At 63.7% G+C, this 21,604-nt stretch carries 27 protein-coding genes and 1 pseudogene; 13 read left to right on the forward strand and 15 right to left on the reverse strand.

Features of this window, described 5'->3' with window-relative positions; translation table 11 throughout:
* From ACFC0O_RS11640 to ACFC0O_RS11665, 6 genes are all read right to left on the reverse strand, one after another.
* Window positions 1-2,370 (reverse strand): hypothetical protein, encoded by a 2,370-nt coding sequence (locus ACFC0O_RS11640; protein ID WP_375956202.1) that lies wholly within the window; start codon window positions 2,368-2,370, stop codon window positions 1-3.
* Window positions 2,371-2,374: 4 nt separating this feature from the next.
* Entirely contained in the window at window positions 2,375-2,677 is a 303-nt protein-coding gene (locus tag ACFC0O_RS11645) for a hypothetical protein (RefSeq protein ID WP_375956205.1), read from the reverse strand.
* A gap of 154 nt (window positions 2,678-2,831) precedes the next feature.
* A complete protein-coding gene (locus ACFC0O_RS11650) occupies window positions 2,832-3,188 on the reverse strand; it encodes a hypothetical protein (RefSeq protein ID WP_375956208.1) in 357 nt (118 codons plus the stop codon).
* A 440-nt stretch (window positions 3,189-3,628) separates the two neighbouring features.
* Window positions 3,629-4,471 carry a helix-turn-helix domain-containing protein gene (locus ACFC0O_RS11655; RefSeq protein ID WP_375956211.1) on the reverse strand — a complete coding sequence of 281 codons (843 nt, stop codon included), beginning with the start codon at window positions 4,469-4,471 and terminating at the stop codon, window positions 3,629-3,631.
* A complete protein-coding gene (locus ACFC0O_RS11660) occupies window positions 4,468-5,004 on the reverse strand; it encodes a DUF6879 family protein (RefSeq protein ID WP_375956214.1) in 537 nt (178 codons plus the stop codon). Before ACFC0O_RS11660 ends, ACFC0O_RS11655 begins: the two co-directional genes overlap by 4 nt.
* On the reverse strand, window positions 4,982-5,308 hold the full coding sequence (locus ACFC0O_RS11665; protein ID WP_375956217.1) for a hypothetical protein: 327 nt from the start codon (window positions 5,306-5,308) through the stop codon (window positions 4,982-4,984). Before ACFC0O_RS11665 ends, ACFC0O_RS11660 begins: the two co-directional genes overlap by 23 nt.
* Before the next feature lie 215 nt (window positions 5,309-5,523).
* Between ACFC0O_RS11665 and ACFC0O_RS11670 the strand changes: the two genes are divergently transcribed.
* From ACFC0O_RS11670 to ACFC0O_RS11685, 4 genes and pseudogenes are all read left to right on the forward strand, one after another.
* The gene (locus ACFC0O_RS11670; RefSeq protein ID WP_375956220.1) at window positions 5,524-5,979 is read left to right on the forward strand and encodes a hypothetical protein; all 456 of its coding nucleotides are present in this window, start codon (window positions 5,524-5,526) and stop codon (window positions 5,977-5,979) included.
* A gap of 168 nt (window positions 5,980-6,147) precedes the next feature.
* Window positions 6,148-6,510: a hypothetical protein gene (locus ACFC0O_RS11675; protein WP_375956223.1), complete on the forward strand. Its 363-nt coding sequence runs from the start codon at window positions 6,148-6,150 to the stop codon at window positions 6,508-6,510.
* A 180-nt stretch (window positions 6,511-6,690) separates the two neighbouring features.
* A pseudogene (locus ACFC0O_RS11680) lies at window positions 6,691-6,897 on the forward strand (DDE-type integrase/transposase/recombinase); the annotation flags it as partial.
* Between the two features lie 87 nt (window positions 6,898-6,984).
* Window positions 6,985-7,605, forward strand: a complete 621-nt coding sequence (locus ACFC0O_RS11685; protein WP_375956226.1) for a hypothetical protein — start codon at window positions 6,985-6,987, stop codon at window positions 7,603-7,605.
* 153 nt (window positions 7,606-7,758) lie between these two features.
* Here the strand turns inward: ACFC0O_RS11685 and ACFC0O_RS11690 are convergent, their stop codons facing one another.
* On the reverse strand, window positions 7,759-9,333 hold the full coding sequence (locus tag ACFC0O_RS11690) for a hypothetical protein (RefSeq protein ID WP_375956228.1): 1,575 nt from the start codon (window positions 9,331-9,333) through the stop codon (window positions 7,759-7,761).
* 225 nt (window positions 9,334-9,558) lie between these two features.
* On the opposite strand from ACFC0O_RS11690, the gene ACFC0O_RS11695 reads away from it, so the two are divergent.
* Window positions 9,559-10,146 (forward strand): hypothetical protein, encoded by a 588-nt coding sequence (locus tag ACFC0O_RS11695; RefSeq protein WP_375956231.1) that lies wholly within the window; start codon window positions 9,559-9,561, stop codon window positions 10,144-10,146.
* A 324-nt stretch (window positions 10,147-10,470) separates the two neighbouring features.
* On the opposite strand, the gene ACFC0O_RS11700 is transcribed toward ACFC0O_RS11695, so the two are convergent.
* Genes ACFC0O_RS11700 through ACFC0O_RS11710 form a run of 3 tightly spaced genes read right to left on the reverse strand, consistent with a single transcriptional unit; the run spans window position 10,471 to window position 11,658 of the window.
* Window positions 10,471-11,043, reverse strand: coding sequence for a hypothetical protein (locus ACFC0O_RS11700; RefSeq protein WP_375956234.1), 573 nt, complete (start codon window positions 11,041-11,043; stop codon window positions 10,471-10,473).
* Window positions 11,040-11,252 carry a hypothetical protein gene (locus ACFC0O_RS11705; RefSeq protein ID WP_375956237.1) on the reverse strand — a complete coding sequence of 71 codons (213 nt, stop codon included), beginning with the start codon at window positions 11,250-11,252 and terminating at the stop codon, window positions 11,040-11,042. Before ACFC0O_RS11705 ends, ACFC0O_RS11700 begins: the two co-directional genes overlap by 4 nt.
* Before the next feature lie 19 nt (window positions 11,253-11,271).
* Complete coding sequence (locus tag ACFC0O_RS11710) at window positions 11,272-11,658, reverse strand: winged helix-turn-helix transcriptional regulator (protein WP_375956240.1); 387 nt, start codon at window positions 11,656-11,658, stop codon at window positions 11,272-11,274.
* Window positions 11,659-11,811: 153 nt separating this feature from the next.
* On the opposite strand from ACFC0O_RS11710, the gene ACFC0O_RS11715 reads away from it, so the two are divergent.
* Entirely contained in the window at window positions 11,812-12,540 is a 729-nt protein-coding gene (locus tag ACFC0O_RS11715) for an alpha/beta hydrolase (protein WP_375956243.1), read from the forward strand.
* Between the two features lie 153 nt (window positions 12,541-12,693).
* On the opposite strand, the gene ACFC0O_RS11720 is transcribed toward ACFC0O_RS11715, so the two are convergent.
* Together ACFC0O_RS11720 and ACFC0O_RS11725 are read right to left on the reverse strand one after the other, a co-directional pair.
* Window positions 12,694-13,194, reverse strand: coding sequence for a DoxX family protein (locus ACFC0O_RS11720; protein WP_375956246.1), 501 nt, complete (start codon window positions 13,192-13,194; stop codon window positions 12,694-12,696).
* A gap of 93 nt (window positions 13,195-13,287) precedes the next feature.
* The gene (locus ACFC0O_RS11725) at window positions 13,288-14,133 is read right to left on the reverse strand and encodes a sigma-70 family RNA polymerase sigma factor (RefSeq protein WP_375956249.1); all 846 of its coding nucleotides are present in this window, start codon (window positions 14,131-14,133) and stop codon (window positions 13,288-13,290) included.
* Between the two features lie 83 nt (window positions 14,134-14,216).
* On the opposite strand from ACFC0O_RS11725, the gene ACFC0O_RS11730 reads away from it, so the two are divergent.
* The 3 genes from ACFC0O_RS11730 to ACFC0O_RS11740 all read left to right on the forward strand — a co-directional run bounded on the left by ACFC0O_RS11730 (window position 14,217) and on the right by ACFC0O_RS11740 (window position 15,376).
* Window positions 14,217-14,555, forward strand: coding sequence for a VOC family protein (locus ACFC0O_RS11730; RefSeq protein ID WP_375956252.1), 339 nt, complete (start codon window positions 14,217-14,219; stop codon window positions 14,553-14,555).
* 74 nt (window positions 14,556-14,629) lie between these two features.
* Window positions 14,630-15,046 (forward strand): DoxX family protein, encoded by a 417-nt coding sequence (locus tag ACFC0O_RS11735; protein ID WP_375956254.1) that lies wholly within the window; start codon window positions 14,630-14,632, stop codon window positions 15,044-15,046.
* Between the two features lie 159 nt (window positions 15,047-15,205).
* Window positions 15,206-15,376, forward strand: coding sequence for a hypothetical protein (locus tag ACFC0O_RS11740; RefSeq protein ID WP_375956257.1), 171 nt, complete (start codon window positions 15,206-15,208; stop codon window positions 15,374-15,376).
* A gap of 85 nt (window positions 15,377-15,461) precedes the next feature.
* On the opposite strand, the gene ACFC0O_RS11745 is transcribed toward ACFC0O_RS11740, so the two are convergent.
* The gene (locus tag ACFC0O_RS11745; RefSeq protein WP_375956260.1) at window positions 15,462-16,343 is read right to left on the reverse strand and encodes a sigma-70 family RNA polymerase sigma factor; all 882 of its coding nucleotides are present in this window, start codon (window positions 16,341-16,343) and stop codon (window positions 15,462-15,464) included.
* Between the two features lie 209 nt (window positions 16,344-16,552).
* Between ACFC0O_RS11745 and ACFC0O_RS11750 the strand changes: the two genes are divergently transcribed.
* From ACFC0O_RS11750 to ACFC0O_RS11760, 3 genes are read left to right on the forward strand one after another with little or no spacing between them, the layout of a single operon-like run.
* On the forward strand, window positions 16,553-17,725 hold the full coding sequence (locus ACFC0O_RS11750) for a serine hydrolase domain-containing protein (RefSeq protein WP_375956263.1): 1,173 nt from the start codon (window positions 16,553-16,555) through the stop codon (window positions 17,723-17,725).
* A gap of 28 nt (window positions 17,726-17,753) precedes the next feature.
* The gene (locus ACFC0O_RS11755; protein ID WP_375956265.1) at window positions 17,754-18,197 is read left to right on the forward strand and encodes a DoxX family protein; all 444 of its coding nucleotides are present in this window, start codon (window positions 17,754-17,756) and stop codon (window positions 18,195-18,197) included.
* Window positions 18,198-18,232: 35 nt separating this feature from the next.
* Window positions 18,233-18,739: a carboxymuconolactone decarboxylase family protein gene (locus ACFC0O_RS11760; RefSeq protein ID WP_375956268.1), complete on the forward strand. Its 507-nt coding sequence runs from the start codon at window positions 18,233-18,235 to the stop codon at window positions 18,737-18,739.
* Window positions 18,740-19,083: 344 nt separating this feature from the next.
* On the opposite strand, the gene ACFC0O_RS11765 is transcribed toward ACFC0O_RS11760, so the two are convergent.
* Both ACFC0O_RS11765 and ACFC0O_RS11770 read right to left on the reverse strand, forming a co-directional pair.
* Entirely contained in the window at window positions 19,084-19,512 is a 429-nt protein-coding gene (locus tag ACFC0O_RS11765) for a hypothetical protein (RefSeq protein WP_375956270.1), read from the reverse strand.
* A gap of 93 nt (window positions 19,513-19,605) precedes the next feature.
* A complete protein-coding gene (locus ACFC0O_RS11770; protein WP_375956273.1) occupies window positions 19,606-20,691 on the reverse strand; it encodes an Lrp/AsnC family transcriptional regulator in 1,086 nt (361 codons plus the stop codon).
* 131 nt (window positions 20,692-20,822) lie between these two features.
* On the opposite strand from ACFC0O_RS11770, the gene ACFC0O_RS11775 reads away from it, so the two are divergent.
* A complete protein-coding gene (locus ACFC0O_RS11775) occupies window positions 20,823-21,584 on the forward strand; it encodes a hypothetical protein (protein ID WP_375956276.1) in 762 nt (253 codons plus the stop codon).
* Window positions 21,585-21,604: the final 20 nt, after the last annotated feature.

Consider the following 21,604-nt stretch of genomic DNA (forward strand, 5'->3'; position numbering starts at 1 on the left):
TCATTTGATGTCCGAACGGCCGACTTGGACATTGGTTGCCATGTCTTGCAGTGAATCTCGCAGAGCTCCTCCTCGGTAGGAGTTCAGGATGTTCTGTAGCCAGCTGTGGAGTTCTTTCTGGTCGCCCGCGGATCGGGCTGAGTCTTCGTAGCTTTTCAGATGGCCGTCGGAATCGAAGAGACTGCTGTACTGCGGGTCATGCGCGAGGGTTCCGTCCTGGCCCTGCAGTGCCTGGGCGACCTGATAGAACTGCCGCGCCGAGGTGTAGTCCACAGCCTCGAAGGGCTTGCTCGGCGCGTGTGGCGTTTCATATGAGTAGCCGATGATGTTGGCTTTGGAGTAGCCGTTCGACGCGTCGATCATCGGGCCGAGAATATCCTTCGCGATCGGTATGTACTTGACGCCGGTCCCGACAGCGGTCTTGAACGAGTCGTAGGCGCTTCCCTTTTCGGAGAACCCGTGGATCGCATCACCGATGTCGGCGTCCTTGCGGGCGGTGATCTCGAGATCGAGTCCCTTGTCCACGAGCCCGAACAGATTGCCCGACCGGGTCGCTAGAGCCCCGTCGACGTGGGCGGGATCGGTCAGCACCGAGTGGACCCACAGTCGGTCGAGTTGGTCGGCAGCCAGGAGAGCTTTGCTATTGAAATCGGTGGCGGCTTCGGTGTTGGTGTCCATCACCGCGAAGATCTTCTGCGCGTTGGGCAGGTTGCTCTTGTCCATTTCCGTGGCGGTGATGCCGTCCGGTGAGATGAATCCCTTGGTGTCCAGATACTTGTCGGGGACACCGACGAGTTCGGGGATGTAAGGGTTCAGGGCGGTGTTGAGTCCCTTGACGATCTCAGGATTGACATCACCCAGTGAGTGCGTCTTGGCCCCGTCCAGGTTCAGCAGGCTCGATCCGTGTGAGCCCACGTACGCCGCCAGTGGTGTGGCGGCCTGGCCCGCGCGTTCGGCGATGTGAATGTCGGGGTTGGTGGCGTCGGTCCCGATCCACGACAACATCTTGTTGACCTGTTTACCGTCATCGACCCAGTGGTGGTGCATGAGCCCGTCGAGGAGCTTTTCGTTGCTGGTGCCCTCGGGCAGACCGGCGCCGGTGAGGATGTCGTGTACGGCGATCTTGTCGTTGCCCCCGACCGAAACCATTTCCTGCAGAAGGCTTTCGGCGCTGCCATTACGGGAATCGACATCGGCGTTGACGAAATCGCTGGGCTGGAACTGCGCCGAGAGCTTGCCTGCCTGGACCAGCAACGCCTTGTTGATGTCGCTGCCCGGCGCTGATCGCGCGTCGGCCTTCTCCATCAAATGAGTGACCTGGACCAGATCCCCGGCACCCAGGTTCTTCGACGGTTTGCCCTGGTGGACTTCATAGTCCTTGTTCAACGCATTGCGGACATCCGAGGGCAGCTGATCCATCCCACCCTGAGGATGGAACGGGATGCCCATCACCTTCTCGGTGCCCGCCGAGTGCACATTCGGATTGGCGAGGGTGTTGAGCTGATTCGGTACGGTCGCCGCCGCGGTCGTGTCCCCGATCGTGGTGAGACGGTCGGTCATCGAACTCAGGCCATTGAGCCCGGCGGTGTTGTAGAACGAGTGCAGATAGTTCCATTGCGCCTCCGACAGCGTGACCTGCTGACCGGCGTTGATCGCCTCCACGTCAGCCGGGGTGATTCCCGCTGCGGACAAGCGTGCTGAGATCGCTTGCAGCTGAGCGTCAGTGGCCTTGCCGCCTGCCACGAGCTTGCCGTCATCGCCGCCTTGCTGGGTAGCCAGTCCGAAATCGGTCAACGAGCCAGGCTTGGCCCCTTGCGCGGCTTGGGGTAGCTGGCTGAAGGCGTTGCTCACCCCATCGGCCACACCTTGCGCCGCTACCGCGGCGGCGTGTAGCGCGCCTTTGAGAGTGGTCGTGTAGAGGTCGGCTTGGCGTTGCAGCGCAGCGAGTTTGACTGTCGCGCTGCTACTGTCCTTGTCCGACAACGCATTTGCCGTTTGGGATAGCGAGAGCGCCACTGTGCCGTCCTCGCCCCACTTGTATCCCTCGGCGGTGAGCGTGGCGATGGTCTGCTTCACCGTTTGCTGCGCGAACCTCATGCCAGGCGAGCCCACCGCGATCGCGGAGCCGGCGGCCTCGAGCGCTCCGACGGTTTTGTAGCCGTCATCACGCACCACCAAACCCTTGTCGCGCATGCCGTTGCCGAACTTGCCGACCAGATAGTCCACCGAATTGCCGACGTTGGAGTACATGCCGTCGAGCTCGGTCTTCAGTGTTGTGGACTGCTGTTTCCAGGTGGTGGCTTGAGTATCGAGAGTGTCGAGCTGCCAACTGCTCACCTGGGACACCGTCGGAACCGCGGTCTCGCCCATCAGCTCAGTTCCCGGGCGGGAACTGTCCCGCGTTGTGCTGGTCTGTGGCTTCCACCGTCGCCAAACCCGAGGCCGTACTGGCCCCGAGGGTGCGAACCCGCTGAACGCAGGACTCGACTGAAGTAGCCGCAGATGACGCACCTGCCGAGCACGCCGCCCCGACCCCGGTGCCCGCGACCGCGTTCGAGACCGCGCCGACCTGCTGATCCACGTGTACGGCGCCGAGGGTATCGGCACTGGTGTTCAACGTGGTGATCAGCGCGCGAACCCGCTCGCGATCCACATATAGGTATTCGTCGTCGCTCACTGGTAGTCCCCCCGCTAAGTCAGTGTCGATCTTGAGCTGCTCATCGACACTCTACTGAACATGCCCAAAACCGTTCTCCATAAAAGAACAAGCGTGGCGCATGCTGAGTATCGGTCAGCTCTGGCCAATCACAACCATCGGTCGTTGCCGCCGGTCAGTCGGCGATTCGAGACTTTCGCCGATAAGGGTCGTCATCGAAGTCCCACACATTTTCACTGGCCGTAGGCTGCGCCAGGGCACGCTCGGGTGCGTCACCGAGCCGCTCGACCACCACAGCCACCCGCGGATCGGACTGCACTTCGTGCACGAGCTCCGCCGCTTGTATTTGTGCCTGTTCACGCGCTCGGTTGATCAAATCGGTGATCACCGCCCCGAGGTGACCGATGTCCGGAGCGATGTCCTCGTCGATCACTATCGCCCTGACCTGACCGGTGGCATACACATCGACATAAACGCCCTCGGCGCGCAGTTCGGCCCGGCTGTTAGTCAAAACATCGGCCAACCGGTCCATCTTCGTAGCCAACGATTCGGTGTATCCAGCCGACCCTGATTGCAACAAACCCACCTCAGCCCCCTGAAAACGACGGTCAGCTGATCTTACGTGCCGTCGACGCTCGCAACCTTCTGATGGCGCTGGCAGGCCACATGTGGGCGTCGCGCTCGACATTGCCGCGTGTTCAGTGGGAGTTGTTGGTACGGTCGCGGTCGCGGGCGAGGGCGAGGGATGTGTGGATGCGTTCAGCTGGTCCAGCATCTGAGCAGCGGGTGAGCGACCTGCTGGTCTGCCATGGCATGTGGGCGCAAGCATTGGCTGGGCGTTGTGCCGCCGGCTCAGCCTGAGACAGGCCCGCCAGAGCGTCACCGCGGCCATCGCCGCATCCGCGGCCTTGCTGACCGCGATCCTGCGCGACAGAACCGCGCGGTGAGCGTTGGGTACGTGTTTCGGACTCGTCACCCGTCGGCTCGATGACTGCTGAGCGCGGCGGCGACGATTGCCTTAGCCCGTTCACCGTAGACCGCCTGCCCCTGCAACGACCTCCACACTCGTTCATACAGTGCGAGTTCGGACGCAGTGACGACAGTGAGCTCTGCGCTGACCGTTTCCACTAGCGCCAAGCGGTTGTCAAACAGGTCGAATGATGTAGTGAGATAGGTGAACTCGGCCTTGAGCGGCACGATCCCGAACAAGACCCGAGGGAGCTCGAACGCCGAGTCGAGCAGATCCTGCAGCTGTGCTGCCATCACTGATGAGTCACCGACGGTCTTGTAGAGGGCAGCCTCGTCCGCTAGCAGAACGAATTTGTGCCGAGGCCGCCGCAAGACCTCCTTGCGACGCATGCGCGCAGCGACTGCGTCCTCCAAGTCATCCGGTGTGCCGAGAAACCGGATGCATTGCGAGAGAACCGCGCGAGCGTAGTTCTCGGACTGCAGCAGGCCCGGGAGAACGATCGGCGCGTAGGTCCGCTGAAGAGCTGCCCGTCCTTCAAGGTCCACCTGCCGACGTTGGCGTCGACTATGCCCCGCCGCGGCTATCCGCTTCCACTCAGCCCATTGAGCTTCCACATTCCGCAGGGACGCAAGCAGGTCAGGCAACGCCAACGGTGCCTGACACGTCTGACACCAAATCTCGAGGTCGGACTCGTTCGGAGTTTGCCTGCCGAGTTCGATTCGGCTGGTCTTGGACTTGTTCCACCCTGCGAGCACGCTGAACTGGGCGCCGTCCAAGCGAGCATCCTTTCGGAGCTCACGCAGCCGGGCACCCAGAGCAGCTCGTGCACGCAGAACTTCGGTCACGTCGAACTACGTACCAGATACTTTCCATAGGGGATCGCGGTGGCCCACACCCGGTCTCGGATACTGGCGGCGTACGCCACGATCACCGGATCCTCGGTGACGGCTCCTCCGACCCACAAGCCGCGGTCGTCGAACAGGCTGAACGACACCAACTGGTCATCGAGCAGCCAGAAGTCATCGCTGACCGCGTCGGCCGAGTCTGCCTCGGAGCGAGCGAGGTATCGAATCTCCTCGCCGGCCTCTTCATTGCTGCGTGCGAGTGCCAGCAGGTACCTGGTGTACCCAGTGTGTGGAACCGACACGATCCGAGCCCTTTGAACAGCGACACCGCGTCCACGCATTCGGCGAACCTGGCCGACCCAGGGCTCGAACCAGTTACCGCCAGGATCGATCGACTCGTCAGCCAGAAAGGCTCTCAGCGAATCGGTTTCGGACTCTGCTGTGTAGTCGTCGCGCGTCTCAAGATGAAACGCGCGTGCCTTCGCTTGATCGAGCAGCCGATCGAACTCCTCACCCCCGAGGACTTGGCGCATCTGGTGTCACCACCTGCGAAATAGGGACCTCGACCGCGGCCTCGTGTCCGGGAATTCTCATGATTTCCAGCGCCTCCGGATCTGTCACAGGTGTCCCGGACAACAGAAACGTCCCGTGTCCGGTGTCCTGCAGACCTGCCAGGCAGGTGCCGGGCTGCGCGTAGCGAAGTAGACGATGCGGGATCTCAATCTGGTTGGTGTGTGGTGTTTTCCAACCCTGAACAGCGAAGGTGCTGCGATCGGTCACATACAGGCGCGGTGAGCCCTGGCCGCCGGAGTCGCCGCCGAGAAATTCAACATGCATGATGACACCTAGCTCGAATCGTTGCTGATGACGATGTCAATCCTCCCTGTTCAGAGCAATTTTCGTCAATGATCTGCGCAACTTGGCGCAATTCGATAGCAGCGCAACACACCTGGTTCGTACGGTTCCTGTAGGCGCTTGGGGCCGGTCTTCGCCGTCCCGCCCCAAGCAGCCACCCATGGTGAAAAGACGGCGACAACGGCGAAGGAGCATCGATGGCTCTGACCGAACACGAGGCGAAAATCTCAGGCACCTCAGACTGTCAACCAGCGGCGAGAGGGGTGGAGATGAACCGCGCCGAGAAGGCCGTGATCTACATCAATCTGGGTGTGTTGACCACCAAAGCCGACCGGGACTGGGCGGAGTACCACTCTCGCCAACGGGCGCATGACCTCGGGTTACGGGTCGCGGACGTGATTGTCTTGGGCAACTCGGACGGTGCGCACCTGCGGACCCTGTACACCACTGTCCGCAAGGTGGATGCGGGGATCGTGATTACGCCGAATCTTGGCCACCTGGGCGGGGATTCGGTGGATGTCACCGCGTTCGCCGAGCTTCAGACCGCCGACCCGGCGATGCGGTACCGGTGGCGATTGCGGTTGTCGGAGAAGGAACTTCAGGACGCGTTGGACTCACGTCGCCCCCAGGCCCAACAGGCCCAACCACGATAGGCCACCGCACGATGCTCGGGAGGAAACGGAGGTGGCCTAGGGGCAGCATCCAGGACTGAGAACTCGATGATCCCCGGGGTTCGGTTGATACAGGCAACCGCAACACCTATTCGACCAGTACTTGCCCCGGGGGTCTTGCAGCCCCTGACATTGTGGAGAGCGAAAACCATGCGCGCAATCGGATACGTGAGCAAAACCCTCGCCGGTGACCGGCGCTCGGAGATCGAACACCAGATGTGGGACACCGCAACACGATTCGGCATCGAGTTGACGATGATCGCCTACGCCGAAGCACCAACGACAGGCAAGATCGAACGTCTGGAAACCCTTGTGCGGACCGACGACCCTTCGTATGTCTTCGTACCTGATCTGGCGCATCTCGGCGACATCGATCCCGTCGATATCGACGGGTGCCCGGACGTCTATCTGCTCGCCGAACAACGCCTGTACACGATTTACCTCGACAACGAGGAACAACCCGAGGGCACTCCGAGGATCATCGAACCCTGGACCGGACCAGACGAACGATGACGTGTCAGCTCGGCAGTCCCAAGCTCGATCAGCTCACGTGACCGTGTATCGCATTTCATCACGGGGTTCCCGGGAACGCGCCGAACAAGCACAGCCCGCGATGGCGATGGCGATGGCGCTGCTGCAGCGATATGTGACACTGTCACCCGATCCCGCAGCAGCCCCATCGCAGCAGCTGTACCAAATCGGATGTGGCTCACTGGTATCACCGAACATCGGACCGGCGAAGGAAAGCCTTATCTCTGCGCGATCAGGGACTGTTTCTCCAACCGGTTCGTCGGCTACTCGATCGACGAACGCATGTCCGCCGCCCTGGCGGTGGAGGCGCTCCGCAACGCGGTCGCGATCCGCTCACCGGTCGGCACCGTGGTCCACTCGAACGAGGGGCAGGTTACCCTTTCGATTACGCCACACGCGTAGCGACCACACTGAAAACGTATTTGCCTCCCGCCTTAACGACGAAGGACCGGTTGCATGGCATGGTTCATCGGTTGGTTTCTGATCTGCTCCGGAGCCCTCTTCTTTCTGCTCGGCATCTTCGTGGACCCCCGATCCCTATGGGAGGCAACGGCATCCTGGAAGTACAACAACCCCGACGCGAATGAGCCCAGTGACGCCGAGTTCACCTCACGGCGAGCACTCCTGGTCATCGGCGGTGTCGTCCTGGTGTGCTTCGGGTTCGGGGCCAACCATATTGCGAGCGGAAACCTGTTGGGCCTGACCAACTCTCGCCCGGCGTTAGAGGCTGTCGCACGGAAATTGGGCAGCTCGGTCGAAGTCGGCACGGGCGGCAAGATAGAGCCTGTGGACATGAAGCATGTCTCGGACAGGCTGAACTCCGCTGTCACGGACTATGTTCGCGACGTCAACACCCATGGCTACCCGGCGGCCGACCTTTCGGTCGATGAGTTGCAAAGCGCCGACAACGTCTACTCGTTCAACGTGTCGGCTGCGCATGCGACCCACTACTGCCTCGTCGTCACCGCCACGGGCCCGGTCCAGTTCAAGCTCTTCCTCGACGGCGGCGGCCGAGTCCCCAGCATCTACGACTACCTCCTACCGATCTCGTCGAAGATCCTTGACGGACCGTGCTGACCTTGCGTGTTGTAGGCGAATGAATCGCTGAATTCTGGTGCAAGACAGTCTAATTCGCAGTAGCGGCCGGTCGCCGTGGCTGATGAGCCTTCCGCACCGCCGAATCTCCGAATGGAGAGCAACCCCGAAGCGGGCCCTGCTAGGCGAGGCTCGCTATTCGGCATCCCATGCCCGGACGGAGCAGTCCAGGATTCGGCCATCGAGAGTTCCGATCAGCAGGCGGCTCGGCTCGACGACCAATGACATTGGCACCACAGGTATTTCACGTATCGCTAGTGGTTGACGCCATCGCAGTTCTCCGGTCGCGGCGTCGAGAGCGAGCAGTTCGCCGGAGTGGAGCGTGATGAATACCGTCTCGTCGTTGCCGTCGAGCGCGGTAATCGGGTGGTCGGCGGTGAAGACCCACTCGGGTGTGCCATCGTCTAGGTGTCGCCGGACCACGAACCGGTTCCCTGGCAGCGCTGCACGATTGCTCGAAATAGCGCCTGCATGAATCATGGCGTCGCGCACCTCGATAGCGGGACCGGCGCTGCATGCGTAGCCGTCGGGCTGGTCCCCCCATGCCAGCGGGAACAGGGACGTCACGGTCCCCGATGTCGCGTCGACCGACACGACTTGGGTGGTGCCGTTCCAGATACTGTCGCCGGAACCGCTGACGAAGTGGAGCGTGGATGCGTGGCGGACCTGGAATGAGTAGTTGAGAGCGTCGAGGCGGCCGAGCGTCACCGACTGGACGTTTTGATTGTCCGGTCCAATCAGGACCACCTCGGTGGGATTCGCCGCGTACGTCGAATTGCGTAGAGCGAGCCACCTTTTGGTATCCAGCGTGGCGATCACCGGGAAGCCCGGGGCCAGCGTTTCGATGACTTGTCCGTCAGCCAGCGAGACCCTGGCCACTGAGGAGGAAGGGTCGATCAACCCTGAGCTGGTCCAGACCTGATCCGATGCGGTATTGGTCCATGCCGATTGCTGATCGGCGCACACTGCGATCTGCCTGCCGACCGACTCAGAGGTGAGCACCCACTCGCGCTCGCCGGAAGGCAGCCACGACTCCAGTTGAACGCCACCCAAGGCTGCCAGCACGCGGCCGTCGGCCAGCCGAGCCATGTCCCACACTTGGCGGCGCGAGGTCTGATCGACTTTCGCCAGCCTGGTCACTTGCTCGCAGTCGATCTCCGGCCCGGTCAGTTCGGCCCGATCGATCGAGTGTTCGGAGACCGCAGACCAGTCGCTGCGTTCTATTGTCACGTCGATTCCTCGGGTCCACGGCTGCTCGATGTCACGGTCGCTGACCGGCCCGAGGGTCATCCGGAGCATGTGCTCTCCGTGCCATTGCACCTTCCGAACCTCGCGTTCGTCATGGAGTGCGCGGGTAAGGTGCCCCGACTCGGGATTGAGCAGCAGGAGTTCACCTTTAAACAAATAGCCGCCGTCATAATCCCCGACGCCGATCGCGATGAGTGGCAATGTCGGATGGAAATCGATCGAATGGACCGGATACCCCGTGGACATCACATGCCTGCAGCGACCGTCTGGCCCGTAAACGCCGAGCTGCCACCCGGCCGACCAGTCTCCTGCCTGGCTGCCGATATCGAATCGCAGTCGGCCGACATCTCCGGCTGCCACAGTGATTTCGCCCCGAGTAACCACCTGCCCCAGCATCCCCAGCTCAGCGAAGGGTTCCTCGCCGAGAACTCTGTCTACGGTGAATATCGCTGAACTGGCCATATGCTCTGAGCATAAACGCAGCCCTCGGGGCTGCGGCACACCATTTGTCCAGAATGGCGAGACGGTACAGACGCGGCGGGGCAAACGTCATCGGCGGTAAGGCAACTCGGTGGCTGCTACTACATCGATACATCACGTACTCACGCTGGTTTCAGCGTCGTTCGGACCGGCCAGGTTGCGGCAGGCCGAACGCGCCACCATCCAGACAGGCAGGAGCCACGTTCGATGACCCGCCGCCACCCTGATCAGCACCACGCTCGACGCCTGCTCGCCGCATCGATGCTGATCGTCGCCGCGGCGACCACGGCGTGTGGAACAACCTCGGGCACCAATACCCTTGCGGTACATACGCAGAAGGATTTTTGCGCGCCGTTGCTGGACTTCTTTCGCACGGCCTTCCTCATCGACGGCGTCACTCTGTCGTACATCCGCGGTACGGCGGACTCTGCCATCACGCCAGACGCCGATGGCGGTGCTACCTGTGTGTTCTCCCAGCCTGCCAAACACATCACGGCGCACGCCTCGTTGCGGCGAACGAAACCTGATGAAGACCAGAGCGGGCTACCCGCCTACGTCAAAGAGATGAACCTCGTGCCCCTGCCGGGGCACAGCACCCAGATCTGGATCAGCGACGCGCGCATCAAACAAAGTCCGATCCAAACCAAAGGCGTCGTGGATCTCGCAACCCGCATCGACCCCTGGGTCAGCGGACTCACCATCATCAACGAGACTGACACACTCGCCATCACCGACGCCCAAATCGCCACAGCCGCAGACCTACTCATCAAATCCACGCAAGATATTGGCCACTAGACGCACGTCGCACGGATCCCACATCAGTTGGGACGGATGACTTCAACGACAAGACCTCGTCGTTGAGAGTCGCCAAAATCGGGGTCGCCACGAAGAACTTTGCAACAGATCGTCTCGCCGCATTTTGCCAGCGGTCCGGTCAGGACATCGTAGGTCGCGAAGCAACGTCTACATCGCTGACGGTTAGCAGCCATCAGGTGCGCTGACACACGCAGCGGGGCGGTCGACTCCGCTCCGCTGCACTGTCCTTTGCCTGCAAGATGCACGCTTCTCGCTGTCGCCCGCCTCGGGTTCCCGCCAACGGACAGCGGTCAGGTCACGTCGTCAGGCCGTTGCGCCGAGCGCTTTGCGCCGGAATTGGCGTGGTCGCTGGCTGTCGGGGATCGCCGGGTGCTGTGAATACCATTCCCGCATCTTCTGTGCGGCTTGGTGTTCGGGGGCGGAGGTGTAGCGAGCCAGCGAGAACACGAACATGGCCGTGAACCAGCCCACCCCGACGAACATGCCGATCGCCAGCAGCCCGGCCCCCAGCGCGGAACCACCGAACGCGGCAACCCCGGCACCCAGCCCGGTGCCAGTGACACCGGGATGCCGATCCCGAGGAGGGCTTTGCTCTCGTGTGGGGTTCATGTCACGGAAGCCGAGGTAGTGGCTGGCTGCGACCACCACGACCACCACGACCCACAGGATGATCCGCCCAATCGAGTTCGCGTCCTTGTTGATTGCCATGACCAGGCCGCCGACGAGGAGGGCTCCGATGCACAGGACGATTGCCCACAGAACCGAGGCGAGTACCCGCCTGGCCCAGTAACTCGGTCCGCGGCGATACCACGAGGTCCCGAGCCCCTTGATCGACTCGACCTGTGGCACGCTCCACGTCTGATCGTTCACGCTCATCCGAATGCCTTGTGCCACAGGCTGGTTGTCGCGCTCTTCGTTGCGTTCCAGGTGCTGCCGCCGAGATCGGCCATGTCGTGGCCGGTGTTGGAGAACGTATTGCCCAAGCTGTGCGTGACGCCGCTCACCACGCCGCGGTCGTGGATGTCTTCGGCCCAGTGTTCGTGGAATCCCTGATAGAACGAGGTTGCGAAGGACGTGTTCTTCATCCAGGTATCCGCCGTGAGGCTAGGTGTCGGGTTGGGTGCGGGTGTCGAATTGTGCACGGGCGGTATCGATGTCGGGCACGTGCGTGATGCTCCACTCCAGCAGCGGCAATGTCGCGGTGCGCAGGCTCATCCCCATCGGGGTGAGTGCGTAGCTGACGTGGGGCGGCATGACATTGCGCACGGTGCGGGTCAGGATGCCGTCGCGTTCGAGGGCGCGCAAGGTGACGGTGAGCATGCGTTGACTGATGCCGTCGATATCGCGTTTGAGTTCGCTGAAGCGGCGCGATCCCTGGCTGAGGTGGCGTACGACCAGCAGCGACCATTTGTCGCCCACGATGTCGAGGACTTCTCGTGTCCGGCACGCGTCGGCCGCACTCGGCGGAAGCTCGCCGGGCTCGACGTTCATGGTTACCTCCTGGGAACCGAGGCACATGAATGTGCCGTATTGCCCGATTCGGATCGAGCGCACCACACTGGCTGTGGTTCCTGAAGTGTACCGAGGGATCAAAAGTAACCAGCTCGGCTGGGGCGCCTCGGCACCGACCGACAAGGGGTGAACATGTCTGTATTTCTGCTGGTCCACGGCGCGTGGCACAGTGGCCGATGCTGGGATCGAGTGGTCCCGCTACTGGAGGCGGCCGAGCATCGCGTGTACGCGCCCTCGCTGAGCGGCTACGGCGACAAGGCGCATCTGCTCGCACCCGGGGTGGGCCTGGACATCCACGTCGCGGACATCGTCGAGCTGATCAAGGACGAGGACCTCTCCGACATCATCCTGGTGGGACACAGCTATGCGGGCCTGGTCATCTCGGTGGTGGCCAACGAGATTCCGCAACGGATCGCGCACCTGGTCTATCTCGACGCGATGGTCCCGCGCGACGGCGAGACCGCCGTCGATGTCCAACCCATCACCCAGCAGCTGATCGATGCCGCCGCCGACACCGGCATCAGCTGGCGCATCCCGCCGCTGCCCGAACTCCCGGCGCCGCTGGGCCTGTTCGGAGTCACCGACCCGGCCGACATCACATGGCTGCGCACGATGCTGTCCGATCATCCCGTGCGCTGCCTGCAACAACCGGTCCACCTCGACAACCCCGCGGCAGATGCCGTGGCGCGCACGCACATCCACTGCGTCGGCGCGAAACCGCAGGGCATCGCCCGCCGCCCGATCGCGGCGATCCAGCCCAACGGTGCTCCCGCACGGGTCCGGGAGTTACCGACCGGGCACGATTGCATGATCACCATGCCCGCCGAACTCGGCGAACTACTCCTGGAAGCCGCCCGCTAGAACACCTCGACCTCCAGAGTTCAGACATCGTATTGTGTTCATTCCGTTGATCTTTCGCACGACGGTGGCCAGAGTAATCCGGCTCTTCATGCGCTGAATATCCGTCGATGCCTGCGGCTCAGGCGGTCCGCTGCGGCCAACGCGACCTAGACGTCAGTTCTCCAGACTGAACCTCGACGCCGTGGGCCCTTCCTGCTCGGTCCCGACCCCGACGAACTCACCCGATGTGGGCACTGATGCGTGATCATCGTTGGGGCGCAGGCGGCGTAGTCCAGGAATGTCGAGCATGCGGTCGGCGGGGCGAAGGGCCCACGAGGCTACCGCGCACAGGGCGAAGGCGCCGGTGTAGATCAGGTGGTTCACCGGTGATCCCATGGCGAGATGGGAGGCGAAAGCACCGGTCAGCTCGAAAAACGTTCCGGCATAGGCCCATTCCTTCACCAAACGGAATCCGGGGGCCAGAATGGCCAGTGCGCCCATGATCTTCCAGAAGCCCAGGATCGTCATCACGTAGGTGGGGTAGCCGAGAGCGACCATGCCGCCCTCGGTGCCGCCGCGGTGGATCAGGTCGGCGACGCCGCCCGATATCCATACGAAGCCCAGCACCACAGTGGTGGCCCAGTATCCGATCCGGCGGGCTTTGTTCATCGGCATGACAGTTCTCCCTGCGTCTGCGGCGCGACCGGGATGGCCGCGCCGTCATCTCCCATGACCGGCGCGGCGGTCGAAGTGTGACGACGCGGGGGATCACGGCTGGAGCTGCAGCTCCATCAAGTCGATGGTGTTTGTGTCTGCGAGTAGGTCGATGGCGACGATGCGGCCGTTGGACACGGTGAAATCGAAGACCACCCGCGGTGTGCCACCGACCACCCAGACCAGTCCGGCGCGACCGTCGACGAGCGCGAGTTCGGCGGCTTTGGCTCGGCCGGAGAAGGTTTCGGCGACGGCGCGTGCACCGAACGCGGTCGAAGCGCCGGTGGCCACCGCGGCGGCGTCGACCCGCAGTACCACCTCCGGATCGAGCAGGGTGAGCAGCGCCGCGAAATCGCCGCCGCGCGAAGCGGCCAGGAAGGCGTGCACCACCTCGCGTTGGCGATCGCGATCTGCGACAGCTCGTGCGCCTTGCACTTTTCGGCGCGCGCGACTGGCCAATTGTCTTGCCGCGGTGGGAGTTTTGCCGACGATCGGGGCTATCTCGTCGAACGGGACGGCGAACATGTCGTGCAACACGAAGGAGAGCCGCTCCGGCGGCGAAAGCTCGTCCAGCACCACGAGCAACGCCAGCCCGATCGAATCACCAAGCACCGCTTCGTGTTCCGGGCCGGCCACGAGCTCTTCGGGCTCGTGGTCGTCCAGAGGCTCCTCACGACGAGTCTTGCGCGAGTGCAGCATCGTCAGGCAGACCCGTGCCACCACCGTGGTCAACCAGGCGCCAAGGTTTTCGATCTCCTCGGCATCCGAGCGACTCAACCGCAACCAGGCTTCCTGTAACGCGTCGTCGGCCTCGCTGCCGGACCCGAGTATCCGGTAGGCGACCGCGAGCAGGTGCGTTCGGTACTCCTCGAAGCGTCGCGCGAGAAAAATCTCGTCCATCTGTCACACTCTCCCGATTTCGCCGGTCAGGTAGATGAACGGAGCGAACAACCCGAACAGCACCGCGAACCAGGGAGCGAATCATGACCGCAGGACTGCAGACCATCGTCTACCCCGTCACCGATCTGGTCAAGGCGAGGGCGTTCTACGGAGCGCTGCTCGGCGAACCCACCACGGACACTCCCTATTACGTGGGTTACCGGGCTGCCGGACAGGACATCGCCCTCGATCCCAATGGCGCGAAGCAGGGGATGACCGGCCCGATCGGCTACTGGCATGTCGAGGACATCGACAAGCAGATCGCTGCCATGGTGGCCGCGGGCGCCGTGGTGCGGACCGAGCCGCGTGATGTCGGCGGCGGCCGGTTGATCGCCACGCTGGCCGACGCGGACGGCAATCCAGTGGGATTGCTGCAACCGTGACAACGGAATTCACGGTGCGTCCGGTGCCGTCGCGGGACGTGTCACACTTCGGCTTTCGGGGTGGTCATGGCGGTATGACTATTGCGCATACCTGGCCCGGATGGGTCGCGACCGGCTTGCTCTGGTTCCTCGCCCTCGAGTTCATGATGGGAGCGGTGACCAAGTTTTGGCCTGGGCCTACGTTTTTCGGGCCCGCGTACTCGATCAAGTTCGCGGACTGGGGTTGGCCCGCGTGGTTCCGCTTCGTCGTCGGCGCGATCGAGGGCGTGTGTGCGCTGCTGCTGGTGATTCCGTACCACCAGGCGCGATTCCTCGGCGCCACGGTACTGATACTCGTGCTGACCGGCGCCGTGGTCACCCACATCATCAACCACCACGGACCCAAGGAGAGCGTCGCGGCGCCGGTGCACCTGGTCGTACTGTCGATCGTCGCTCTCGCCACCTGGCCGACTCACTGGATGGACGTGGTTCAGCCCGGGCATTGGTCGTAACCCGAAAACGATATTGGGGCTGGTACCGCTTCTGCGGTACCAGGTTCCAGGGTTCATGGCTGTTGTCACTCGATGTCCTCGCATTGCGCATGGCGTAAACTGCACGGCAGCAGGAGATTTCGTCGCCGACGAGCGACGACACGGTTGAGGGGGAGCATCATGTCGACGAGCGATGATCACACGAAGGACGATGATCCACGCGCCAAGTGGCGCACGCTGCCTCCCGAACCCGAGCCGACGGTCGAGGTGGCCCCTGTCCAGGGGAGCTCGTCGGATTACACGGTCCCCAATGTCGATCCGGGGCAGGACTTCACGCGGCTCTACGGCTAGCCGTATGCAGGTGTGTCGTCGAACCGGCGCCTCGAGTTCGTCCGCGCGGTAAGCCGCCTGGCAACGGGGCTATCAATGTCGAGTGTCATCCGAGAATGGCGCTGAGATCCATCGCGCTGAGTCGCTCGCGGTCGGACAGAATATCGATGCCGACGATGCGATCGTCGGTGATGGTGAAACCGATAATCGAGAAAAGGTTGCCGTTCAGGGTGTTGACGAGTCCGGCGTGACCGTTGACCAGCACGGGATGGACCACGCACAGCGTTGCCATGCGCTGGAAGGTTTCCGCTTGTGCGCTGACCGCGGCTACGCCGCGAATCACTCGCATCGCCTCGCCGGCGTCGGCGCGCAGCACCACGTCCGGGTCGAGCAGGCGCAGGAGTTCATCGAAATCGCCGCCGCGTGCGGCGGTGAGGAAAGCGTCGACGACCCGGCGCCCCCGCGGTAGGTCCGCGTCCGGGCCGGGTGTGGCGCCCTGGACGCGGCGGCGGGCTTGGCTGGCCAGTTTCTTGGCGGTCTGCGGCGTGCGGTCGACGATGGGGGCGATCTGTTCATACGGCAGGGCGAACATGTCATGCAGAACGAACGCGAGTCGCTCGGCCGGGCTCAGTGATTCGAGCACGACAAGTAGTGCCGTACCTACCGAATCAGCAAGTAGCGCTTCGTGTTCGGGATCGGGTGTGGTGTCGCTCGTGATCACCGGATCGGGCAGCCGGTCGGTGTCGAGCGGTTCCTCGTTGCGGGTCTTGCGCGAGCGCAGCATGTCCAGGCAGACCCGTCCGACGACGGTGGTGAGCCAGCCGCCGAGGTTGTCGATCGCGGCGGTGTCGGTGCGCGCCAAGCGCAGCCATGCTTCCTGCACCGCGTCTTCGGCGTCGGTCGCCGATCCCAGCATTCGATAGGCGACCGCTCGCAGATGAGTGCGGTCTTCCTCGAACTGTTCGGCCAGCAGCTGTACATCGCGCACGGTTCCTCCTCGATCGTGTCCCACCTCCCTGACGACGCGGCGCTGGAAAATGTGACCTCGCACCGCATCGTCGGCAGGGATCTAGGCCGAGAGTCACGTTCTGTTCGTGCCGTACGTCAAGGCAGCAGAACACATTCCGCGGCTGTCGCAGCCGATGAGCACCGGATCGGTGCGAGTCCGCGGGTACTGCTTGTCGAGAGGAAGTCATTGTGAACACGATCGAGGTCGGCGGCACCGTCGCCGCCGGATTCGAGGACGTGCGCGCGGAGTTCGCTGCCGTGGTCGCCGAAGAGGATGGCGAATCGGGCGCGCAACTCGCTGCCTTCGTCTGCGGCCGCAAAGTGGTGGATCTGTGGGCGGGACAGGAGATTTCGGGCACCACCCTGACCGGGCTGCATTCCACGACCAAGGGTGCCGGGGCACTGGTGGCGGCTCTGCTGATTCAGGACGGTGCACTCGATGTCGACCAGCCGGTCGCACACTATTGGCCGCGCTTCGCCGCCGCGGGCAAAGAGCGCATCACGGTGCGGGACGTACTGGTTCATCGCTCCGGGATCGTCGGCGTCGACGGCGGATTCACCGTCGCCGAACTCGCCGATGAACGCGTCATCGCCGAGCGGTTGATCGGGCAACGACCGTATTTCGAACCGGGCACCGTGCACGGCTACGGCGGTTTCGTCACCCACGCCATCGTGGGGGAGGTAGTGCGCGCGATCACCGGCACCGGAATCCAGCAACTGTTCGAGCAGCGCATCCGAATTCCCTACGATCTCGACATCTATCTCGGGCTGCCGGCTGAGTTCGACCATCGTTACCGGCCGATCCTGCCGTGGCGGGCGACCCCGGAGATGGATGCCGCGTTCGCCGCGAATTCCCCCAGTTCGCACAGCGTCGCGGGGATCTCCTACAACCTGAACGCTCGCGGTTTCACCGCCGCCGATGTGATGGCCTTGCCGAACGACACCGCGGTACGCCGACTGGGCCAGGGGTCGGTCGGTGGTGTCGGCAGCGCCCACGGCATCGCGGCGATGTACGCCGCGGCCATCACCGGTATCGATGACCGGGAGCCCTTGCTGTCACTGGACACCATCGCCATCATCTCGGCCATCCACTCCAGCGGTGCTGATCTGGTGCGCGGTGATCGCGCCCCCTACGCGCTGGGGTTCGAGGCCAAAGCTCTGCTGTATCCGTTTCTCGGCGCGCACGCGTTCGGCCACACCGGTTCGGCCGGTTCGGACGGATTCGCCGACCCGCACAGCGGACTGACCTACGGATATACCCGCCGCCGTGCGGCATTCGCGTTCAACGCCCCGGAGAACGCTCGCCTGGCCGCCGCGTTGCACCGCGCTGCGACCGCCGCCCGCATCGCCGTGTCTGCCTGATATCCCTTCCACACTCCAGGAGCACTCCATGCCCACTCTCATTTCCTCATTGGCGCGTTCACGCGGAGTACGGCTCGCGCGCTGGGTCCCAGTGACCGCCGTGCTGGCCGAAACCGCGGTCGGCGCCTACTGGGACTTGGCCCGAATCCCTTATGTCCGTGAGACTTTCGACCACTTGGGCTATCCGATGTACTTCGCCACCATCCTCGGTGCCGCGAAAACCGCCGCATTGGCCACCATCTTGACCCCGGGGCATTCCCCGGCGAAGGAATGGGCTTACGCCGGACTGGTTTTCGTCTACGGCGGCGCCGCCGTCTCACATCTGGCGGCCGGTGACGGCCCCGACAGATGGGCGATGCCGGTGCTCTTCGCGGCCTCGACCTTCGCCGCCCGCGCCTGGCTGCCGCAAGCGATCTCCCGCGGATCCGCCGTGCGCGCGACATACGCGGATGAGCGCCTCCGGTACTGCTGACTCCCGAAATTCACTACAAGAGAAGGAAATTCATCATGACAACCACAACGTCCCCGGAAATCGGCTCGCGACTGCCCAACCCGCAACAGCTCGTCCCCGCGCTCGGTGAGGTCGGCGCCGCGCTGTTCAAGGCCACCGGCAACGGAGCGATCCCGCGCACCACGATCGGTTTGGTCCAGCTGCGAGCCGGTCAAATCGTCGGCAGTACCTACCTGGCCATCCTGCACACGGGCACGCTGCGTTCAGCCGGCGACACCGAAGAACGCATCGCCGCGGTCGCGACGTGGCGTGATGCTCCGTACTTCACCGAACCCGAGCGAGTCGCGCTCGCCTTGGTCGAGGCGGTTCTGCAACCGGCGGCGCAGGGGGAGCGGGTTCCCGAACAGCTGTACGCCCACGCCGCCGAGCACTACGACCACACGGCCCTGGCCACATTGGCGATGGTCATCGGTCAGGTGAACTTCTTTGTGCCGCTGGCACTTATCGGCAAGCCGATACCCGGGCGCACACCCGTCGAACAATGGACCTCGGTGCAGGCCTAACGGCTCGACACCGCGAGCGGCAGGGCCGGGTGCTGCTGGTTTAGGTCTCCGGTCGCACCTCCCTCGAATCGACCATCCGAGTGGATGTCGAGGGAGGTGCAGGCGCGGTTCGAAACGGCCAGAATTAAGGCACTTGATTACTCCGGTCGTCCCAGAAGTGCGCCGCTGATGCTCGACCAATGAGTTTGGTGCCGACGTACGTGCGGCCGCCGATCCACCCGCCTGCCCCGATCGCAGATGCTCCACCCTGCTTGGCCAGTCGCGTCGTGGTGTTGGGGTTGTACCCCAACAGCCACGAATATCACGTTGAGGAAGCTCAGTCGGAGACGCTACGGCGGAGGTTTCTACCGTCCGGGTCGACCTCCCACCGCCCTTTCAGCAAATGCTGGATCGCGCTTGCACAGAAAGTCAGCGGCACGTTCGGATACGACGAGTCCACGGCGGATGGCGAAGTCGTCAACGTTGGGTGTGCCGAAGACGTCGAGCACGTAGAGGGTGGGAATGTCCCACGAGCTGGCGCCTGCGGCATACGCCGACGGTTCGCCGGTGGCCGGGACCAGCCGGTAACCAGTGAGGTCGGTGGCGGCCAATGCCGCGGCTAATGGTTCGGTGACACCGAGCAGTCCACCGAGTCCGGAATCGAACAGCTCGGTGTCCACGGGGACCCGGAAGGTGAAGACCGCGCTGACCAGCGTGCGGGGGTCAGTGGTGTTGTCCCAGGTCTTGACGGCGTCGTCGGCCGGGACTTCGGAATGGATCCTGTACAGGGCCAAGGCTGGTGTTACCTCCTCACAAGGGCTGGCGGGAGCGAGATCCCTCCGAGGTTCGATGGTCGTAATTCGAGTCGTCATGTGTGTTGGGATCGGTCAGCCGAGTGATCGGCTGGCCAAGCGTGTGACCGTGTCGAGTTCGTGTGCGTTGAATTCGGTGTCTTCCCAGAGCCGCAGGGGTACACCGCGCAAGTGGCGGCCCTGGGGGTCGAGCAGGTGGCCGCCGAGTTTGACCGGCCACATGGTGACGGCGCGGTCGGCGATGGTGAGTGCGGGGAATCGGTCGGCGAGGCGTTTTTCGAAGTCGGCGAGGTCGGCGACCGAGCGCAGCCACACCTGCAGCAGTAGGTTGTGGGTGCCGGTCAGTTCGGCGCAGAGGCGAGTTTCCCTGAGCTGTGCGAGTTCTCGTGCTGTCCGTGCGGTGTCTGCTGGGCCGGTCGCGCACCATAGGTGGGCGCCGATCGGCCAGCCTGATACCACGCGCGCGACTTCGATCCGGTAGGTGAGCGCGCCGTCCGCTTCGATGGCCGCCAGTCGTCGTCGCACGGTGGGCGTGGACAGCCCGGTGCGCGCGGCGAGGCGGGACAGCGAGGCGCGGGGATCGTCGGAAATCGCGCGCGCCAACTCCATATCGCGCGGCTGGATAGCGCGGGTCGGCAGGTGATCGGGTCGGGTCCGATCCGGCTGGTTCGCCCGTTTCAGCTTGGATTCGTCGACTCGGTCCAACCGCCATTGACCGGGGGAGGAGTGGACGACCACCAGAATGTCTGCGCTGAGGCCGACCACCCCGGGGATTCGGGCCAGTCGTAGGTCTCGGTAGCGGGCCAGTTGTGCCAGGTCTGCCACGATCGCGGTCACCAGCATGCTGCGGCGACCGGAGACGTGTTCGAGGTTGAGCACATGTGAGTCGTTGCCGATGATCCGGGCGATCTCGTGGACGCGGTGGGGTGCGCAGTCGACCTCGATCAAGGCCGCCTGCACACCGCGGTCCTCGAGTCGCGTCGCGCGACAAGCCATCCAGGCGTTGCCCGCTTGTTCGAGGCGGCTCCAGCGCCGCGCGGCGGTGGTGGCGTCGATGCCGAGAGCGTCGCCGATAGCCTGCCAGTCCGCTCGGGGCGCGACTTGCAGCGCGGTGATCAGCAGGTAATCGAGTTCGTCTAGCTGGTTGTGTGGTTCTCGCATCTCAATTCCCGCATATCACTGGCGTCGTTTTTCTCTTTGCTGCAGATTGCGGACCGGCGTCGATGTGATGCGCACCATAGTCGCAGCCGGTCGGAACGAAGGTGACCGGCAGCACACAGGAAGGTCATCGCATGAGGTCTCGGACTCTCACCGTTGTCGCATTGCCGGTCATCGCCGCTGTCGGCCTGGGCGCCGGATCTGCCACTGCCACACCGGATTCGGTCGACGCGGCAGCGATCCACTACACGGTGAACAGGGCCGGGGATTCCGCTGTGCTGAGCGCGCCCGGAGCCCGGTTGTCGGCCGCAGACGGTCAACTGCTGATCACGGATGCCGGCGGTGCCGTGGCGGCCTCGATTCCGTTGTCGTACCGGATGGACGCGACCGCGTACCCGATCGATCTGCGCATCGACGGTGACACCGCCACTCTCACACCGGCCCGCGCGAACGGTGTCGCGGTGATCGATGGGGTGCGGCCCGCGGACGTGGTGCCGGCCTCGAAGTTGGACTCTGTGGCCGAATCCTTCAATATCCGTGACCAGCAGGCGTTGCTCGCACTGGGTCAGCGGGCGGGCATCGGCAGCGTGACCAGCGCGGTGCTGGGTGCGATCGTCGGCGGCGGCGCGGGATGCCTGCTCGGCGCGGCCGTCGGTGCGACCGCGGTCGGTGTCGCCACCCTGCTCACCGGCCTGCTGCCGGGTGCGGCGATCGGCTGCCTGGTGGGTATGGGCACCTTGGGGCCGATCGGTGCGGTCGGTGGCCTGATCACCGTCGGTGGTCCGATCCTGGCTTGGTCTGCGTTCCAATACTTCTCGACCATTCTCTCGCCGTGCACGGGGCCGGCCCTGTACTGCCAGGATCCGGCCACCGCGCCATCGGCTCCCAAGGCCTGAGGCGGGATGAAGCGTCATTG

It is taken from the genome of Nocardia sp. NPDC056100, from assembly GCF_042266325.1.
Classification (GTDB): domain Bacteria; phylum Actinomycetota; class Actinomycetes; order Mycobacteriales; family Mycobacteriaceae; genus Nocardia.

What these genes read in the sequence shown, in the direction of transcription:
- ACFC0O_RS11640 (WP_375956202.1), bottom strand. Translation starts at nt 2,370, where the DNA reads ATGGGCGAGACCGCGGTTCCGACGGTGTCCCAGGTGAGCAGTTGGCAG.
- ACFC0O_RS11650 (WP_375956208.1), bottom strand. Translation starts at nt 3,188, where the DNA reads ATGGACCGGTTGGCCGATGTTTTGACTAACAGCCGGGCCGAACTGCGC.
- ACFC0O_RS11660 (WP_375956214.1), bottom strand. Translation starts at nt 5,004, where the DNA reads ATGCGCCAAGTCCTCGGGGGTGAGGAGTTCGATCGGCTGCTCGATCAA.
- ACFC0O_RS11665 (WP_375956217.1), bottom strand. Translation starts at nt 5,308, where the DNA reads ATGCATGTTGAATTTCTCGGCGGCGACTCCGGCGGCCAGGGCTCACCG.
- ACFC0O_RS11670 (WP_375956220.1), top strand. Translation starts at nt 5,524, where the DNA reads ATGGCTCTGACCGAACACGAGGCGAAAATCTCAGGCACCTCAGACTGT.
- ACFC0O_RS11675 (WP_375956223.1), top strand. Translation starts at nt 6,148, where the DNA reads ATGCGCGCAATCGGATACGTGAGCAAAACCCTCGCCGGTGACCGGCGC.
- ACFC0O_RS11685 (WP_375956226.1), top strand. Translation starts at nt 6,985, where the DNA reads ATGGCATGGTTCATCGGTTGGTTTCTGATCTGCTCCGGAGCCCTCTTC.
- ACFC0O_RS11690 (WP_375956228.1), bottom strand. Translation starts at nt 9,333, where the DNA reads ATGGCCAGTTCAGCGATATTCACCGTAGACAGAGTTCTCGGCGAGGAA.
- ACFC0O_RS11695 (WP_375956231.1), top strand. Translation starts at nt 9,559, where the DNA reads ATGACCCGCCGCCACCCTGATCAGCACCACGCTCGACGCCTGCTCGCC.
- ACFC0O_RS11700 (WP_375956234.1), bottom strand. Translation starts at nt 11,043, where the DNA reads ATGAGCGTGAACGATCAGACGTGGAGCGTGCCACAGGTCGAGTCGATC.
- ACFC0O_RS11705 (WP_375956237.1), bottom strand. Translation starts at nt 11,252, where the DNA reads ATGAAGAACACGTCCTTCGCAACCTCGTTCTATCAGGGATTCCACGAA.
- ACFC0O_RS11710 (WP_375956240.1), bottom strand. Translation starts at nt 11,658, where the DNA reads ATGAACGTCGAGCCCGGCGAGCTTCCGCCGAGTGCGGCCGACGCGTGC.
- ACFC0O_RS11715 (WP_375956243.1), top strand. Translation starts at nt 11,812, where the DNA reads ATGTCTGTATTTCTGCTGGTCCACGGCGCGTGGCACAGTGGCCGATGC.
- ACFC0O_RS11720 (WP_375956246.1), bottom strand. Translation starts at nt 13,194, where the DNA reads ATGCCGATGAACAAAGCCCGCCGGATCGGATACTGGGCCACCACTGTG.
- ACFC0O_RS11725 (WP_375956249.1), bottom strand. Translation starts at nt 14,133, where the DNA reads ATGGACGAGATTTTTCTCGCGCGACGCTTCGAGGAGTACCGAACGCAC.
- ACFC0O_RS11730 (WP_375956252.1), top strand. Translation starts at nt 14,217, where the DNA reads ATGACCGCAGGACTGCAGACCATCGTCTACCCCGTCACCGATCTGGTC.
- ACFC0O_RS11735 (WP_375956254.1), top strand. Translation starts at nt 14,630, where the DNA reads ATGACTATTGCGCATACCTGGCCCGGATGGGTCGCGACCGGCTTGCTC.
- ACFC0O_RS11740 (WP_375956257.1), top strand. Translation starts at nt 15,206, where the DNA reads ATGTCGACGAGCGATGATCACACGAAGGACGATGATCCACGCGCCAAG.
- ACFC0O_RS11755 (WP_375956265.1), top strand. Translation starts at nt 17,754, where the DNA reads ATGCCCACTCTCATTTCCTCATTGGCGCGTTCACGCGGAGTACGGCTC.
- ACFC0O_RS11760 (WP_375956268.1), top strand. Translation starts at nt 18,233, where the DNA reads ATGACAACCACAACGTCCCCGGAAATCGGCTCGCGACTGCCCAACCCG.
- ACFC0O_RS11770 (WP_375956273.1), bottom strand. Translation starts at nt 20,691, where the DNA reads ATGCGAGAACCACACAACCAGCTAGACGAACTCGATTACCTGCTGATC.
- ACFC0O_RS11775 (WP_375956276.1), top strand. Translation starts at nt 20,823, where the DNA reads ATGAGGTCTCGGACTCTCACCGTTGTCGCATTGCCGGTCATCGCCGCT.